This window comes from Maritimibacter sp. DP1N21-5, from assembly GCF_019218295.1.
Taxonomy (GTDB): Bacteria; Pseudomonadota; Alphaproteobacteria; order Rhodobacterales; family Rhodobacteraceae; genus Maritimibacter.
The window spans coordinates 122,267-138,053 of record NZ_JAHUZF010000003.1 but is presented as its reverse complement, the minus strand read 5'-3'; the positions used below and the strand labels follow the sequence as shown (position 1 = coordinate 138,053).

At 64.3% G+C, this 15,787-nt stretch carries 14 protein-coding genes; 6 read left to right on the top strand and 8 right to left on the bottom strand.

Annotated elements, in window-relative coordinates; translation table 11 throughout:
• Positions 1-70: 70 nt before the first annotated feature.
• Genes KJP29_RS02385 through KJP29_RS02360 form a run of 6 tightly spaced genes read right to left on the bottom strand, consistent with a single transcriptional unit; the run spans position 71 to position 6,583 of the window.
• Positions 71-1,231, bottom strand: coding sequence for an ABC transporter substrate-binding protein (locus KJP29_RS02385; RefSeq protein ID WP_218461949.1), 1,161 nt, complete (start codon positions 1,229-1,231; stop codon positions 71-73).
• Positions 1,232-1,246: 15 nt separating this feature from the next.
• A complete protein-coding gene (locus KJP29_RS02380; RefSeq protein ID WP_218461948.1) occupies positions 1,247-3,091 on the bottom strand; it encodes a long-chain fatty acid--CoA ligase in 1,845 nt (614 codons plus the stop codon).
• A complete protein-coding gene (locus tag KJP29_RS02375; protein ID WP_218461947.1) occupies positions 3,082-3,843 on the bottom strand; it encodes an ABC transporter ATP-binding protein in 762 nt (253 codons plus the stop codon). The genes KJP29_RS02380 and KJP29_RS02375 overlap by 10 nt, the downstream gene beginning before the upstream one ends.
• Positions 3,840-4,610 carry an ABC transporter ATP-binding protein gene (locus KJP29_RS02370; protein ID WP_218461946.1) on the bottom strand — a complete coding sequence of 257 codons (771 nt, stop codon included), beginning with the start codon at positions 4,608-4,610 and terminating at the stop codon, positions 3,840-3,842. The genes KJP29_RS02375 and KJP29_RS02370 overlap by 4 nt, the downstream gene beginning before the upstream one ends.
• Positions 4,607-5,704 carry a branched-chain amino acid ABC transporter permease gene (locus KJP29_RS02365; protein ID WP_218461945.1) on the bottom strand — a complete coding sequence of 366 codons (1,098 nt, stop codon included), beginning with the start codon at positions 5,702-5,704 and terminating at the stop codon, positions 4,607-4,609. Before KJP29_RS02365 ends, KJP29_RS02370 begins: the two co-directional genes overlap by 4 nt.
• 3 nt (positions 5,705-5,707) lie before the next feature.
• Positions 5,708-6,583 (bottom strand): branched-chain amino acid ABC transporter permease, encoded by an 876-nt coding sequence (locus KJP29_RS02360; protein WP_218461944.1) that lies wholly within the window; start codon positions 6,581-6,583, stop codon positions 5,708-5,710.
• A gap of 171 nt (positions 6,584-6,754) precedes the next feature.
• On the opposite strand from KJP29_RS02360, the gene KJP29_RS02355 reads away from it, so the two are divergent.
• The 6 genes from KJP29_RS02355 to KJP29_RS02330 are packed head-to-tail and all read left to right on the top strand — an operon-like array spanning position 6,755 to position 13,671.
• Complete coding sequence (locus KJP29_RS02355; RefSeq protein WP_218461943.1) at positions 6,755-7,375, top strand: TetR/AcrR family transcriptional regulator; 621 nt, start codon at positions 6,755-6,757, stop codon at positions 7,373-7,375.
• 31 nt (positions 7,376-7,406) lie between these two features.
• The gene (locus KJP29_RS02350) at positions 7,407-8,615 is read left to right on the top strand and encodes an acetyl-CoA C-acetyltransferase (RefSeq protein ID WP_218461942.1); all 1,209 of its coding nucleotides are present in this window, start codon (positions 7,407-7,409) and stop codon (positions 8,613-8,615) included.
• Between the two features lie 24 nt (positions 8,616-8,639).
• Positions 8,640-10,787 carry a 3-hydroxyacyl-CoA dehydrogenase NAD-binding domain-containing protein gene (locus tag KJP29_RS02345; RefSeq protein ID WP_255553401.1) on the top strand — a complete coding sequence of 716 codons (2,148 nt, stop codon included), beginning with the start codon at positions 8,640-8,642 and terminating at the stop codon, positions 10,785-10,787.
• On the top strand, positions 10,784-11,920 hold the full coding sequence (locus tag KJP29_RS02340) for a CaiB/BaiF CoA-transferase family protein (RefSeq protein WP_218461941.1): 1,137 nt from the start codon (positions 10,784-10,786) through the stop codon (positions 11,918-11,920). Before KJP29_RS02345 ends, KJP29_RS02340 begins: the two co-directional genes overlap by 4 nt.
• A gap of 11 nt (positions 11,921-11,931) precedes the next feature.
• Positions 11,932-12,702 (top strand): enoyl-CoA hydratase/isomerase family protein, encoded by a 771-nt coding sequence (locus KJP29_RS02335; RefSeq protein WP_218461940.1) that lies wholly within the window; start codon positions 11,932-11,934, stop codon positions 12,700-12,702.
• Between the two features lie 3 nt (positions 12,703-12,705).
• A complete protein-coding gene (locus tag KJP29_RS02330) occupies positions 12,706-13,671 on the top strand; it encodes a nitronate monooxygenase family protein (protein ID WP_218461939.1) in 966 nt (321 codons plus the stop codon).
• A gap of 56 nt (positions 13,672-13,727) precedes the next feature.
• On the opposite strand, the gene KJP29_RS02325 is transcribed toward KJP29_RS02330, so the two are convergent.
• A complete protein-coding gene (locus KJP29_RS02325) occupies positions 13,728-15,263 on the bottom strand; it encodes a tripartite tricarboxylate transporter permease (protein ID WP_218461938.1) in 1,536 nt (511 codons plus the stop codon).
• Positions 15,264-15,273: 10 nt separating this feature from the next.
• The gene (locus tag KJP29_RS02320) at positions 15,274-15,705 is read right to left on the bottom strand and encodes a tripartite tricarboxylate transporter TctB family protein (RefSeq protein WP_218461937.1); all 432 of its coding nucleotides are present in this window, start codon (positions 15,703-15,705) and stop codon (positions 15,274-15,276) included.
• Positions 15,706-15,787: the final 82 nt, after the last annotated feature.

Genomic DNA, 15,787 nt, shown 5'->3' with positions numbered 1-15,787 from the left:
CTGAGTGGGACATTGGAAGCTGTGGCGTGAGTGGTGGTGGCGGGGCGGCAGGCGCCGCCCCGCGTCGGGATTACTCGATCGTCTGAACGAGCACCCAGGAGCCGTTCTCGATGCGGGAGACGAAGATCTCGTCGGCGGCGGTGTGATCCTCTGCCGAGAAGTCGACGTGGTTGCCCGCGATCGCGTCGTCGTAGTCGAGGCTTTCCATCGCGGCGATGAAGCTTTCATGCGTCAGGTCGGGACCGGCGGCTTCCAGCGCCCGCACGAAGATTTCCGCGCCCGAGCGGCCCAGAAGTGCGCCGGTGCCGGGATAGTCCTCGCCGGTGGCCTCCTTGTATTGCGCGATCCATTCGGCAACTTCAGGCTCGCCCACGCGCGCCTCGAGGTCCTGCCAGCCCGCCCCGGCATAGACGCCATCCATCACGCCTTGCTGGGCAAGGCCCTTGGCGACAACGGTGTGGAACCCAGCGCCGGAGAGATAGAACTTGAGGTCATCCATGCCGAGCTTGCGGGCCGTCGCGATGGCGTTGATCTGCTGGGAAATGCCCAGCGCCATGCCGACCGTGTCGCAGCCTGCGTCACGCACGCGACCCAGCGCACCGGTGAAATCGCTCTCGTCCGGCTTGTGCCCGATCTCTTCGCCGATTTCGATCAAGCCGTCCTCGGCGAGTTTCTTGGCTCCTTCGGCGATCTCCTGACCGAAGTCGGTAGGCAGGATCATGAGGCAAACCTTCTGGGTGCCCTCGTTCTCGGCCATGTAGGTCAGCGCGGAGATGGTCCCGTCGTAATAGGACGAGGTGCCCGCAAATTTCCACGGCGCAGGCGGCTCGATCATCTGACGCGCCGCAGTGATCGGCGAGATGTTCGGGATGCCCTTAGGCTCCATCAGCTGGAACATCGCGAGGTTATGCGGCGTCCCGAGGTTCAGGAGCATCGCGAAGACCTGATCGCGGTTCACGAGCTTGTTCGCGGCCTGCGCGGCGCGGGGCACCTGATAGCCGTGGTCTTCGACGATGTAATTGATCTGGCGACCGTGCACGCCGCCCGCCGCGTTCACCTCGGCGAAATAGGCTTGGGCTGCGGCCACGGCCGGCACCGAGAAGGGCGCGAAGATGCCGGAAAGGTCATGCGCGCCCCCGATCTTCACTTCCGTATCCGTGACGCCCATCGTCTGGGCCGCCGCGGGCGACGCGAGCAGTGCAGCCGCCGCCAATGCTTTGATATATTTCATGCTTTCCTCCCTTAATCACGCCCCTGCCGGGGCATACATCTCGTCGATGAGGCCTTTGTGGCGCTCATTCACGAAATTCCGTTTGAGCTTCATGGTCGGCGTAAGCTCCTCGTCTTCCGCCGTGAGCAATATGTCGATGAGCCTGAAATCCTTGATCTGTTCGACCTGCGCGAAATCCTTGTTCGTCGCCGCCACAACGCCGCCGATCAGCTCGCGGACCTCTGGCGCCCGGGTGAGCGATGCGAAGTCGGAGAAGGGGATCTGCCCGTCCTGCGCGAATTTCTCGACGTTCTCCTGGTCGATCATGATGAGACAGGTCAGGTACTTGCGCTTGTCCCCGATCACGACGGCGTCGGAAATGTAGGGCGAGAACTTCAGTTTCGACTCGATCTCGGCGGGCGTGATGTTCTTGCCGCCCGCGGTGATGATGATGTCCTTCATCCGGCCCGTGATGGTAAGCGCGCCGTCGTTGCCGATCCGGCCCACGTCCCCGGTCTTCAGCCAGCCATCCTCGGTCATGGTCTCGGCGGTCTTCTCCGGCTTGTTCCAGTATCCGCCAAAGACGCAGGGACCGCCGACGAGCAATTCGCCCTCCTCGGTGATCTTCAGGTCGACACCGGGCAGGGCCGGGCCGACCGTGCCGACGCGATTGTCCGCGACCGTGTTCACGGTGGCCACGCCGCCGGTTTCGGTCATGCCGTAGCCCTCGACCAGCGGCACCCCGAGCGCGCCGAACCAGTGGATGAGGTCAGGCGAAATGGGCGCGGCGCCCGAGGTCACACGACGGGCGTTCGCGAAGCCGAGCATCCGGCGCAAGTTCGAGAGCACCAGAACATTCGCAAGCGCATGTTGCAGCCGGAGCCCGAGACCGCGCGTGTCGGTCCGCGCGGCGCGGTCACCGACGGACATGGCCCAATCGAGCGCGCGACGCCCGATGGGCCCGGCTTCGGACCGCAGGATCATCACACGGGAATAGATCTTTTCCCAGATACGCGGCACGCCGGCGAAGGTATCGGGGTTCACCTCCTGCAGATTCTCGAACACCGTTTCCGGGCTTTCCGCGAAATTCACGGTCGATCCGTTCGCGATGGGGGCTTCGACCGAAACGAGCCGTTCCAGCACGTGACAGAGCGGCAGGAAACAGAGCTGTTCGTCAGACTCGTGAAAATCGAGCACCTGTTTACCCGCCACAAGCTGAAAGATCATGTTGCGATGGGTGATGATCGCGCCCTTCGGCGGGCCCGTCGTGCCCGAAGTGTAGATGAGCATCCTCGGGTCTTCCGGGCGGATGTCCTCGATCGCCGCCTCGAAGGCGCCGGGATCGCCCGCTTCTTCGTCCGCGCCACGCGCAAGGAAATCGTCGTAGAAGATCACGTTGGGATGGGTGAAATTGGCCAGCCCGTCCCGGTCGAGCACCACGACATGCTTGATGCCGGGCATGTCGGCGCGGGCGGTCAGGTATTTGTCCAGCTGCTCGTCGTTCTCGACGAAGAGCACCGTGGCGCCGCTGTCTCCCGCAAGATAGGCGAGCTGCTTGGCGCTGTCGGTGGTGTAGACGCCCGCCGGAATGGCCCCGATGGCCGCCGTGCCAAGGTCGATATAGAGCCACTCGCGCCGGTCCTCCGACAGGATCAGCACCGGCTCGCCGCGTTTCACACCCAAAGCCATGAGCGCGCGTCCGATCTTGCGGCTCGTGTCGTACCACTCCGCCCAGCTGTGTGCCTGCCAGATGCCCAGACGTTTCTCGCGGTGCGCGGTGCGTGCGCCATACTTGGCGCAGCGGTCCGCCCAGAGCGAGACCATGTTGGTATGGCCGTCGAAGGCGAGCGGGTCGGATGGGGTCACGCGCATCATCTCCATGTCTTGCGCCTCTTCCAGCGTTTCTGCCCCCGTTCGCCCGCATCCGTTCGACCGAGGTAGAACTCCTGAATGTCATCGGAGGCGCGCAGTTTCTCGGACGGTCCCGCCATGACGATGCGGCCCATTTCGAGGACATATCCGGTGTGCGCCGTGGCGAGCGCGATATGGGCGTTCTGTTCGACGAGGAGCATGGTGACGCCCTGCTCGGCATTGAGGCGCGAGATGATCCCGAAAATCTCTTGCGTAAGAAGCGGCGAGAGACCGAGCGAGGGTTCATCCAGCATCATGAGCTTCGGCCGCGCCATGAGACCACGCCCGATGGCGAGCATCTGCTGCTGGCCACCCGAGAGGAACCCGGCAGCCTGACGGCGGCGCTCCTTCAGGATCGGGAAATACTGATAGACGAGGTCGAGGTCATCGGCGTGGCTCTCGCGCCGGGTGAAGGCGCCGAGTTTCAGGTTTTCCTCGATCGAGAGATAAGGAAACACCTCGCGCCCCTCCGGGACGAGCGCGATGCCCTTGGCCACGACACGGTCTGGATCGAGGCCATGGATCGGCTGACCCATGAAGGTGATCGTGCCCTTCTCGGGGTCCATGAGCCCCGCGATGGTCTTCATCAAGGTCGTCTTCCCCGCGCCGTTTGCGCCAAGGATGGTGACGATTTCGCCTTCGGAGACGTCGATGGACACCCCGCGCAGCGCCATGATCGCGCCGTAGAAGGTTTCGAGGTTGCGAACGGATAGAACGGTCATGCCGCCACCCCCGTGCCCAGATAGGCCGCCTGCACCTCCGGGTCCGCCTGAACTTCGGCCGGCGTTCCGAGGGCAAGAGGCTGACCGTTCGCCACGGCAAGCACCCGGTCAGACACCTGATTGACCAAGGACATGTCGTGTTCGACCATGAGCACCGTCAGCCCCATGTCGCGGCGCATGTCTTCGATCCAGAAGGCGACATCCTGCGTTTCTTCCACCGACAGGCCCGAGGCCGGTTCGTCCAGAAGGATGATCTTCGGCCCCAGCGCCAGCGCGCGCCCGATCTCGACCACCTTGCGCACACCGTAGGGCAGCCCCGCGATCATCTTGTTGCGGTAGGCTTCGAGTTCCAGAAACTCGATCACCTGCTCGACCCGTTCCCAGTGCGCGCGCTCCTCGCGGCGCACTTTCGGCAGGAACAGGATGTCCTGCACGAAGTTCGTCGTCCGATGCGTGTGGCGCCCCATGAGAAGGTTCGCGAGCACCGTCGAATGATCAAAGAGCTCGATGTTCTGGAAGGTCCGCGCGATGCCGAGGGGCGCGGTCTGATGTGCTTTGAGTCCCGTGATGTCCTCGCCATCGAAATGGATCGTGCCACGCGTCGGCTGGTAGATCCGGGATATCAGGTTGAAGATCGTGGACTTCCCCGCCCCATTCGGGCCGATGATCGCGAAGACCTCGCCGGGCTCCACCGCGAAGGACACGCCGTCCACCGCCTTCACGCCACCGAAATGCACAGCCAGATCCTTGACTTCGAGCAGGCTCATTTCATCCGCTCCGTCTTGAGATAGCTTTTCTGACGACGGAACATGTCGCGCCGGGCCAGTGGGAAGATCTCGAACCATGTGCGGATCTTGAGCCAACGGCCATAAAGCCCGGTCGGCTCGAAGATGATGAAGAGGATCAGGATCACCGAGAAGAGCATCGTGTCGAGACCCGGGATCGCGCCGATGTTGATCCCGAAGTTGGCGTTAAGCCCGTCGCGCAGGATCGCAATGACCTGTGGCATGCCAGTGATCAGGATCGCGCCGAGAAAGGCCCCCTGGATGAACCCCAGCCCCCCGATGGTCACGACGAGCAGGAGGTTGATCGAGATGAAGATCGAGAAAAGCTCGTAGTTGAAGAAGCCGATGTAGTGGCCCATGAGCGCCCCCGCGAGCCCCGTCACGCCCGACGAGAGCCCGAAGGCCAGCGCCCGCGTCCGCGTGACGTTGATCCCCAGCGCCCGCGCGCTGACCTCGCTATCCCGGACAGCAAGGAAGGAACGCCCGGTGGGAGAGCGCATGAGGTTCGCGTAACCCCATGTGACCAGCGCGACGACGCCGAGGATCAACCAGTAGAAGTTCTGAAGCGCGCCATAGCGGTCAAAACTAATCCCGAGGATGGTGATGGAAGGCGCCATTATGCCACCCACGCCGCCGGTGATCGGCTCCAGCATGATCACCAGTTCCTCGACGATGACGAAGACCGCGAGCGTGGCGATGGCGAGGTAGATGCCCGACATGCGCACTGCGGGTATGGCGATGAGCGCCCCGAAGATCCCCGCGACAAGCCCCGCCGCCGCGAAGGCGACGAGCCACGGCACACCAACGTTCATGAGCGCCGCATCGGTATAGGCGCCGATGGCGAGAAAAGCAGCGTGGCCAAGGCTCACCTGCCCGGTATGCCCCACGGCGATCATGAGCCCCATGCCCGCAAGTGCCCAGATCAGCGTATTCGCCGCCTCGGCCAGATAATACTCGCCCACGAGGAACGGGAGCACGATCATGAGCCCCAGGAGCGCGAGGATCCAGGCTCGCTTGCGCCAGTGCTCGAACAGGTCGATGTCGCTGTCGTAGCTTGTCTTGAAGACCACCCGCATCGTTCAGACCTTCTTCATCTGTATCTGGCTGAAGAGGCCACCAGGACGGGTGACGAGCACGATCAGCATGATGATGTAGGGGGACATCTTGGACAGCTCGCCGGGGATATAACGGCCCGCGACAGGCTCGACGACGCCGATGATCAGTCCGCCGATGAGCGCGCCCGGAAGGCTCCCCAGCCCGCCTATGACGGCGGCGGCGAAGGCCTTGATGCCCAGGAGCCCGATATTGGGGTCGATAGCGCCGCGCGTGGCATAGAGCACGCCGGCGACCGTGGCCACGGCGCCCGAAAGACCCCAGATCAGCGAGTTCACCTTCATGACCGGCACGCCCACGATATAGGCGGCCATCTGGTTCTGGCTCGCGGCCTGTGCGGCCAGCCCGATCCGGGTAAAGCCAAACCACGCCCAGAGCGCGATGGTCAGGACAAGGGTGACGCCGATGGTCACGAGGTCAGCGAGCGAAATCACCAGTGTGCCGGCCCGCAGGTTCGTGCCGCCGAAGGGGGTTTCGAGGATCAAGGGCGTGAAACCCCAGATCGACCCAGCGACAAAGCGGAACACGAAGCCCAGCGCGATGGTCAGGATGACGAGCGCGAATTGCGGCTGACCGAAGATGCGCCGGACGACGACACGCTCGACCCCCCAGCCGACCCCGAACATGATGACGATGGCCAGAGGCACGGCGAGCCAGAACGACAGCCCCGTCTGATCCGAATTGCCAAGCCCGAGCGCGATGAAGGCGCCGAGCATCATCATGTCGCCCTGCGCGAAGTTCACGCCTTCTGACGCCTTGTAGATGAGCACGAAGCCAAGGGCGACAAGGCCGTAGATACAGCCGTTGGCAAGCCCGCCGATGATGAGTTGTATCAGCTCCATACGTGGCATCCCACGCGGAGCCAAAGCGCCTGGGCGCCCCTCCCTTTGGTATTCACGGCCGTTTCCTCCCATCGGCAATGAACGCTGTTGACACGATTTAAACACTCGTGTTCAATTTCAGTCAACAGTGATTTTTCGGACTCGCGAAAAAGTAAGAACGGCACGACACGCATGAACGCAGCGACCCAGCGCATCCATCAGGCCGCCATGCGGCTCTTCGCGGAAAACGGTGGAACTGCCGTGGCTGTCAGCGACCTTGCGCGCGAGGCGGGGCTGTCGCGCGGGACGGTTTACAACAACGTGGACGACCCCAACACGCTCTTCCATTCCGTCTGCGAATCCGTAGCCACCGAGTTTCGCGACTCGATACACTCGGCCACGGCAGAGATGACCGATCCGGCCGAGCGCATTTCGGCCGCGATCCGCCTATGCGTGCGTCGGGTCCATGACGATGCGCCTTGGGGCAAATTCATCGCCCGCTACGCGATGATCGAACCGATCCTCGGCAGCTTCTGGGCCGAGATGCCCGCCGAGGAACTGCGCCGGGGCATGATCTCGGGCCGGTTCAACATCCACCGCGACCAGATCGCCTCGATCACCGCGACGGCGGGCGGGGCGACCTTCGGGGCGATGAGCCTTGTTCTCGACGGTCGCCGGACGTGGCGGCAGGCGGGCACAGACACCGCCGAGATCATTCTGCGCGGCGTCGGTTTGGACCGCGCCGAGGCCCGCGACATAACAAACAGGGAACTGGACCCCCTACCCCGGCTCGCGGCGTTCGACGCCGCCTGATCGGGAGGGGATTTTGGGAGGAGGAAAGCCCATGGCTGAAGCAGCCTATATCTATGACGCGATCCGCACGCCGCGCTCCAAGGGCAAGGCGGACGGGTCTTTGCATGAAGTGAAGCCGATCACACTTGTCACGACGCTGCTCGAAGAAATGCAGAGCCGCCACGACCTCGACACGTCCCGCGTGGACGACGTGATGCTGGGTTGCGTGGCCCCGGTGATGGAACAGGGCGCGGTGCTGCCGAAGATCGCGCTTCAGAAAGCCGGCTGGGACGAAACCGTGCCCGGCGCGCAAGTGAACCGGTTCTGCGCCTCGGGTCTCGACACCTTCAACACCGCTGCCGCCAAAGTCGCCTCCGGCTGGGAGGACCTCGTCTGTGCGGGCGGGTTCGAGTCGATGTCCCGCGTGCCCATGGGGGCGGACGGCGGACCTTTTGCCGAGGATCCGGAAACCGCGCTCGACACCGGTTTCGTGCCGCAAGGCATCGGCGCCGACCTGATCGCCACGATCGAAGGCTGGAGCCGCGATGACGTGGACGCCTTCGCGCTCGAAAGTCAGAAGCGAGCCGCCCATGCGCGGGATTCCGGTTGGTTCGACCGTTCCGTGGTGCCGGTGCGCGATGAGAACGGGCTGATCATTCTGGAGCGCGACGACTTCATCAAGCCCGACACCGACATGCAGAAACTGGGTTCTTTGAAGGCGTCCTTCGCCGGTCCTGGTGCATTCGGTTTCGATGCCGTGGCGCTCGCCAAATATCCCGAGGTCGAACGCATCAACCATGTCCATACGCCGGGGAACTCTTCGGGCATCGTGGATGGGGCGAGCCTCGTCATGGTGGGGAACGAACAGGCGGGCAAGGATATGGGGCTCGACCCGCGGGGTCGTGTCGTGTCCATCGCGCTGACGGCAACCGAGCCGACCATCATGCTCACCGGCCCCGGCCCCGCGTCGAAAAAGGCGCTGGCCAAGGCAGGGATGACCATGGACGACATCGACCTTGTCGAGATCAACGAAGCCTTCGCGTCGGTCGCGCTGCGGCTGCAACGCGATCTGGACGTTCCGGCCGAGAAGCTGAACGTCGTGGGCGGCGCGATTGCCATGGGTCATCCGCTGGGTGCCACGGGCGGTTGCCTCGTCTCGACGATGCTCGACGAACTGGAGCGCCGAAACCTGAAGCGCGCGCTCATCTGCATGTGCGTCGGTGGCGGCATGGGCATCGCCTCGATCATCGAACGGGTCTGAGGCCAAGGCCTGAGGGAGAAAACCATGGAAGATTTCATCTACGAGAAAGACGCGGACGGCATCGTCACGGTGACGATGGACATGCAGGGTCAGGGCGCCAACACGATGAATGCCCGCTTCGAGCCGGGGATGCGCGCGGTCTGTGATCGGCTCGTGGCCGAAGAGAGGCTGACCGGCGTGGTCTTTGCCAGCGCCAAGTCCACGTTCTTTGCCGGCGGCGACCTGCACGACATTCTGGCGACGACCGAGGTCACGCAGGAGACCTTCGACTTCATCGAGGCGAACAAGGCTACTTACCGGCGGCTGGAGAAACTGCCGGTGCCCGTTGTGGCGGCGATCAACGGCGCGGCGCTGGGTGGGGGCTATGAGCTCTGCCTGGCCTGCAACCACAGAATCGTGGTGGACGACCGCAAAGCCGTCGTCGGCCTGCCCGAAGTGACGCTGGGGCTTCTGCCCGGTGCCGGCGGCGTCGTGCGACTGACCGCCAAGCTCGGGCTGGAAACCGCGCTCGGCTATCTGCTGGAAGGCAAACAGGCCGCACCGCAGGAGGCGCTGAAGGTCGGGATGGTCGACGAGATCGTTGCGACGCGGGACGAGCTGGTGCCCGCCGCAAAGGCGTGGATCAAGGCGAACCCCGACAGTCACACGCAGCCTTGGGACCAGAAGGGCTTCCGCTATCCCGGCGGCGACGCGCTCCATCCGAAAGTGCGCCAGATGATCGTGGCCTCTTCCGCCATGCTCACCAAGAAGACCCGCGGTCTGCTGCCTGCACCCGAGAAGATCCTGGATGTGGCGGTCAACTCCATGCGGATGAACTTCGATGCCGCGCTTCGGATGGAGACGCGGCGGTTCATCGGGCTCATGGCGTCGAAGGAATCGAAGGCCGCGATCAGCACCTTCTTCTTCGGGATGCAGGCAATCAAATCGGGCAAGGTGCGCCCCGAAGGTCCTGCCTGGAAGGCAAGGAATGCCGCCGTTCTGGGCGCGGGCATGATGGGGTCGGGCATCGCCTATGCCCATGCCAAGCGCGACCTCGCGACGCGGTTGAAGGACACCGATCAGGCGAACGCGGACAAGGGCAAAGCCTATTCGGAAAAGCTCTGCGACAAGGCACTGTCACGCGGACGGATGGACGAGGCCGCGAAGGCGGCCTTGCTCGACCAGATCACGCCGACGACCGCGAATGCGGATCCCGGGACGCTGGACATCATCATCGAGGCGGTCTTCGAGGACATCGACCTCAAGGACAAGGTCATCGCGGACACCTGGCCGATGCTGTCGGAGGATGGTATTTATGGGTCCAACACCTCGACCCTGCCGATCTCGATCCTCGCCGAAAGCTGCCCCGATCCGAGCCGTTTCATCGGCCTGCATTTCTTTAGCCCCGTCGACAAGATGAAGGTGGTTGAGATCATCATGGGTGAAAAGACCTCGCAGGATACGCTCCGCAAGGCCTACGATTACGTCCAGCAGATCGGCTACATGCCCATCGTCGTGAACGACTCGCGCGGGTTCTTCACCAGCCGCGTCTTCGGGACTTTCATGGACGAGGGCTGCCAGTTGCTGGTCGACGGCATGAAACCCTCGGCCATCGAACGCGCCGCGTGGCTCGCGGGCATGCCGGTCGGACCGCTTCAGGTCTTCGACGAGGTGTCGCTGATCCTCGGCCAGAAGGTACGCAAGACGCATGAGTCGCTCGACAAACGGCTAGGGGTGGAAAGCCATTTCGGCGCGCATAACACGGCGACCGTCGCCGTGACGGATCCGATGATCGAGATGGGTCGCGGAGGACGGCAGTATGGCGGCGGGTTCTACGACTACGACAGCGAGGGCAACCGGACGCTCTGGGCGGGGCTCGGTCAGTTCGCCAAGGGCAACGAGGAGATGCCTTTGCAGGACGCGGTGGACCGGATTCTTTACCGTCAGGCGATCGAGACGCTGCGTTGTCTGGATGAAGGCGTGCTCAACACCGAGGTCGAAGCGAACCTCGGTGGCATCTTCGCCATCGGCTTCCCGGCCCATACTGGCGGCGCGATCCAGTTCATTCGGGGCGAGGGCGTCGATGCCTTTGCGGCGCGGGCGAAAGAGCTGGCCGAGCTTTATGGCGAACGCTTTGCGGTGCCCGACCGCATGTATGACCGGCTGCGCGAACCGGCGGTGAAGGCGGCATGAGCGCGAAGAAGAGCGGGCCCCTCGCGGGTCTGAAGATCGTGGAGATGCAGGGCCTCGGCCCTGCGCCACTGGCCGGGCAACTCCTCGCCGATCTGGGGGCCGAGGTCACACTGGTCACGCGCAAGAGCGGGCCAGCGGACCCGACCGACATCAACAACCGGGGCAAGCGGTCCATCGCGATCAACCTCAAGACGCCGGAAGGGGTCGAGGCGGTCAAGCGGCTGACCGCGAAGGCCGATGTGCTGATCGAGGGCTTCCGGCCCGGCGTGATGGAGCGGATGGGGCTGGGGCCGGGGGATTTCCCGGACAGCCCCGGACTGATCTTTGCGCGGATGACCGGCTGGGGGCAGGACGGGCCGCTGGCCATGACCGCCGGGCACGACATCAATTACCTTGGCCTGACCGGGTTTCTTCACGCCATCGGACGGGCCGACGACAGCCCGCCGCCGCCGCTCAACATCGGGGCGGACTACGGCGGCGGCACGATGTTCCTGATCTTCGGGATCATGGCCGCGCTCTACGAGCGCCAGACCTCGGGCAAGGGTCAGGTGGTGGATGCCGCGATGGTCGACGGGGCGTCGGCATTGATGGGACTGATCCATACCTTCATCGCCCGCGGCCAATGGGGCGAAACGCGCGAGACCAACCTGCTGGACGGCGGCGCGCCGTTCTACCGGACCTACGAATGCAAGGACGGCAAGTTCTTCGCCGTCGGACCTCTGGAGCCGCAGTTCTTTGCCGAACTCGTGCGGCTCGCCGGACTGCCGGAAGAGCATCTCGCGACCCAGATGGACCAGAAATCCTGGCCCGAGCGGCGTGCAGCATACGCCACCGTCTTCGCCAGCAAAACGCGCAACGAATGGGCGGCGATCTTCGACGGCTCCGACGCCTGCGCGACCCCGGTACTTACATGGTCCGAAGCACCGCATCACCCGCATATGGCGGCACGCGGAACCTTCCTCGCGCCGGGCGGCGTAACGCAAGCCGCCCCCGCCCCGCGTTTTTCCCGCTCGCCCCCCGGCGACGTCACGTCACCGCCCGCCCCGGGTGGCGATACCGACGCCGTTCTGGCTGAACTGGGCTACGACCAAGACACGCTTGCGCACATGCGCGAGGATGGCGTGCTGACCTGAGGGGACATGACATGACAGACCCGCTCCTGTGCGAGATCGACGGCACGATTGCGCGTGTGACGCTCAATCGGCCCGATGCCTTCAATGCCATGGACAAGGCGCTCCGCGACGGGTTCAAGGAGGCGATTTCGCGCATCCATAAGGCCAAGGATGTGCGCGTGGTCATCCTGGCCGGCAACGGGCGCGGGTTCTCGGCGGGCACCGATCTGAAAGAGGGGCTGGTGAGCCCGATCTCGCTGCTCCTCGAACAGGAATACAGGCCCATTCTGGCGGCGATCTCGAACTCTCCCAAGATCTGGATCGCGCAGGTGCATGGCTCGGCAGCCGGGATCGGTGCGGCGGTTGCGATGAACTGCGACCTGATGACGATGGCCGAGGATGCGACGATCTACATGGCCTTCGCCGCGATCGGTCTGGTGCCGGACGGCGGCAACACCTGGCTTCTGCACCGGGGGCTTGGCTACAAGCGCGCGATGCAGGCCATCCTGGAAGGGCGCAAGATCCCGGCGGCGGAGGCGGTGGCGCTCGGCCTTGCCAATTCGGCCCATGCGCCGGAGACGCTGGCCGAGGATACCACGGCGCTCGCTCACCGCATCGCCGCCAGCGCGCCGCTGGCCGCCTCTGCTGCCAAGCGGCTTCTGCGGCAGATGGATGGCATGAGCTACGAAGCGTCGATCAGCGCCGAGGCACGGGAACAGACCGACCTGACCGAGAGCGAGGATGCGCGCGAAGCGGTCCAGGCCTTCATCGAGAAACGCAAACCGACCTTCAAGGGGAAGTAACCTATGACCCTGCCCGCCCTTTTCGACAATCTCCGCCTTCCGCTCGTCGGGGCGCCGATGTTCATCCTGTCCGGCCCGGAACTCGTCATCGCCCAGTGCAAGGCGGGGATCGTCGGCACTTTCCCGGCGCTCAACGCGCGGGAGAAGGAGGGCGAACCGATCCTGCTCGAAGCCTGGATCGAACGGATCAAATCCGAGCTTTCCGCCCATGACGCGGCCCATCCGGAACGTCCCGCCGCGCCCTTTGGCGTGAACCTCATCGCGCATGGCACCAACGCAAGGCTTCAGCGCGACATCGACATCCTAGTGAAGCACCGCGTGCCGCTCTGGATCACCTCTCTCGGCGCCCGGCCGGAGATCAACGAGGCGGCGCATTCGGTCGGCGCCGTGGTGCTGCACGACGTGATCAACAACCGCTTCGCGAAGAAGGCCATCGAAAAAGGTGCAGACGGGCTGATCGCGGTGGCCGCCGGGGCCGGGGGTCATGCGGGGGTGCAATCCCCCTTCGCGCTGGTTCAGGAAATCCGCGACTGGTTCGATGGGCCCGTGTTTCTGTCCGGCGCGATCGCCAAGGGCGACGCGGTCCTCGCGGCGCGCGCGATGGGGGCAGACGGCGGCTATGCCGGGTCCCTGTTTATCGCGACCGAGGAAGCGAACGCCCAGCCGGGCTACAAGCAGATGATCTGCGACTGCGGGGCGGAAGACATCCTCTACTCCGACCATTTCACCGGAGTGAACGGGAACTACCTGATCCCCTCCATTGTGAACGCGGGCCTCGACCCGACAGCCTTGGGCGGGGAGAAGGGGGCGATTTCCTCTGTCGCGGCAGGCGAGAAGTCGAAAGCCTGGCGCGACATCTGGGGCGCGGGTCAAGGCATCGGGCCGATCCGTGAGGTGCTGCCCACCGCCACAGTCGTTGACAGACTGGAGGCGGAATACGAATCCGCCAAGGCGCGTATCTGCAGTTGAACGAAAAAGAGCGGCGCTCGCACGCCGCTCCCTTTCTTTCGACAAGATCACAAGGATCAGTCCCGGATCGCGCCTTCTTCGTCCCGGCGCTGCATCTTCGCCTTGACCCGGCGGCCCACGATGATCGGCAGGATGAACCCGACGATCGCGATCGACCAGAGCACGATGGTCAGCGGGCTGTCGATCAGCGTCCACCAGTTGCCATTGTCGATGGTGATGGCACGACGCAGGTTGTTCTCCATCGCGTTGCCCAGGAGCGTGCCGAGGATGATCGGCACCAGAGGCACGTCGAACTTGCGCAGCACCCAGCCCATGACACCGAAGCCGATCATCACGAGCAGGTCGAAGGACGAGCCCGAGATGCCGTAGATGCCGACGAAGCTCACCATGGCCACGATGGGCATGAGGACGCGCGGCGGGATCAGCAGGATGCGGGTGAAGAGCCCCACCATCGGGATGTTCAGCGCGAGCAGCATGAAGTTCGCGATGAAGAGCGCCGCGATCAGGCCCCAGACCACGTCCGGGTTCTGGGTGAAGAGGAGCGGCCCCGGCGTGATGTTGAGCGACAGGAGCACCGCGAGAAGCACGGCAGTGGTCCCCGACCCCGGCACGCCCAGCGCGAGCATCGGCACCAGAGCACCCCCGGCGGCGGCGTTGTTGCCCGCCTCGGGCGCCGCGACGCCCCGGGGATCGCCCTTTCCGAAGGTGCCCTCTTTGTCCACCAGCCGCTTCTCGAAGGAATAGCTGATGAAGGAGCCGAGCGACGCGCCCGCCCCCGGCAGCACGCCCGCGATGAAACCAAGCACCGACGTGCGCAGCATCGTTGGGGTGGTCTGCTTGATCATCGACATCGGCGGGGTCAGACGACCGATATTGAGCTTCTGCCCTTGGGCATCGGAGGCGCCGTGGCGCGTTTCGAGGAAGATGAACACTTCCGAGAGCGCGAAGAGGCCGACGATAGCGACGAGGAAATCCAGACCATCGTAAAGGTGGACCTCTCCGAAGGTGAAGCGCGGCACGCCGGTCTGGGTGTCCACGCCGATCATGGCGAGGCCAAGGCCCAGCGCGGCGGCAAAGGCCGATTTCGCCTGGTTCGTCGATGAGACACCGCCAAGCGTCATGAAGGCCAGGGCGAAGAGCGCGAAGTATTCGGCAGGGCCGAACAGAAGCGCGATTTTCACGAGTTGCGGGGCGAGCAGGATCAGGCCCCAGGTCGCAATGAAGGCCCCGACGAAAGAGGCGATGCCGGACAGCGAAAGCGCCTCGCCGGCCATGCCCTTTTTCGCCATCGGATGCCCGTCGAGCACCGTCATCATGGCTGGCTCGTCTCCGGGGATGCCCAGAAGGATGGACGAGATACGCCCGCCATACATTGCGCCATAGTAGACAGATGTCAGCAGGATCAGCGCGGGGGTCGCACCAAGTCCGAGCGTGAAGGCGAGCGGAATAAGGATTGCCACGCCGTTCGACGGGCCAAGGCCCGGCAGCGCGCCCATGATGGTGCCGAGGAAACATCCCAGAAGCGCGAGCCACAGGTTGTTCCAGGTGAAAGCGATGGCGAAGCCGTCGCCGAGGTTTGCGAAAATGTCCATGCGCGCCTCCTCAGAACCCGAGCGGACCGCGCGCGAGCGACAGACCCAGCACGAGGTGGAAAATGACATAGATGCCGAGAGAGGTTCCGACGCCCGTCAGGACAGCACCCAACGGGCCGGAGCCGAGCCGCCATCCAAGGTAGGCGGCGGCGAAAGCGGTGGCGATGACGAAGCCGACGACCGGGAGTAGCTCGGCATAGAGCAGCATCACGACGACGGCGCCGGCAATCTCGGCCAGCCGCCCGAAGGCGGGCCAATGCGGCTCCGGATCGGGGCGCAGGGCGATTACGAGGCTCGACAGCCCGAGGATGACGGCGATAATGAGAGGGAAGGCCTTGGGGCCGACAGCGTCCGACAGGAAGCTTTCCTCGATGCTGAGCGCCGTAAGCGCGAAACCGATGGCAAGCAGGAGCCCGACGACGCCGAAAATCCGATCGCTCATGGCGACCTCCTTTACGGCTTGGTCTTGGTGAATACCCGTGGGGGTCGGAGGCCGACCCTAATTGGCCGGCCCCCGAAGTTAC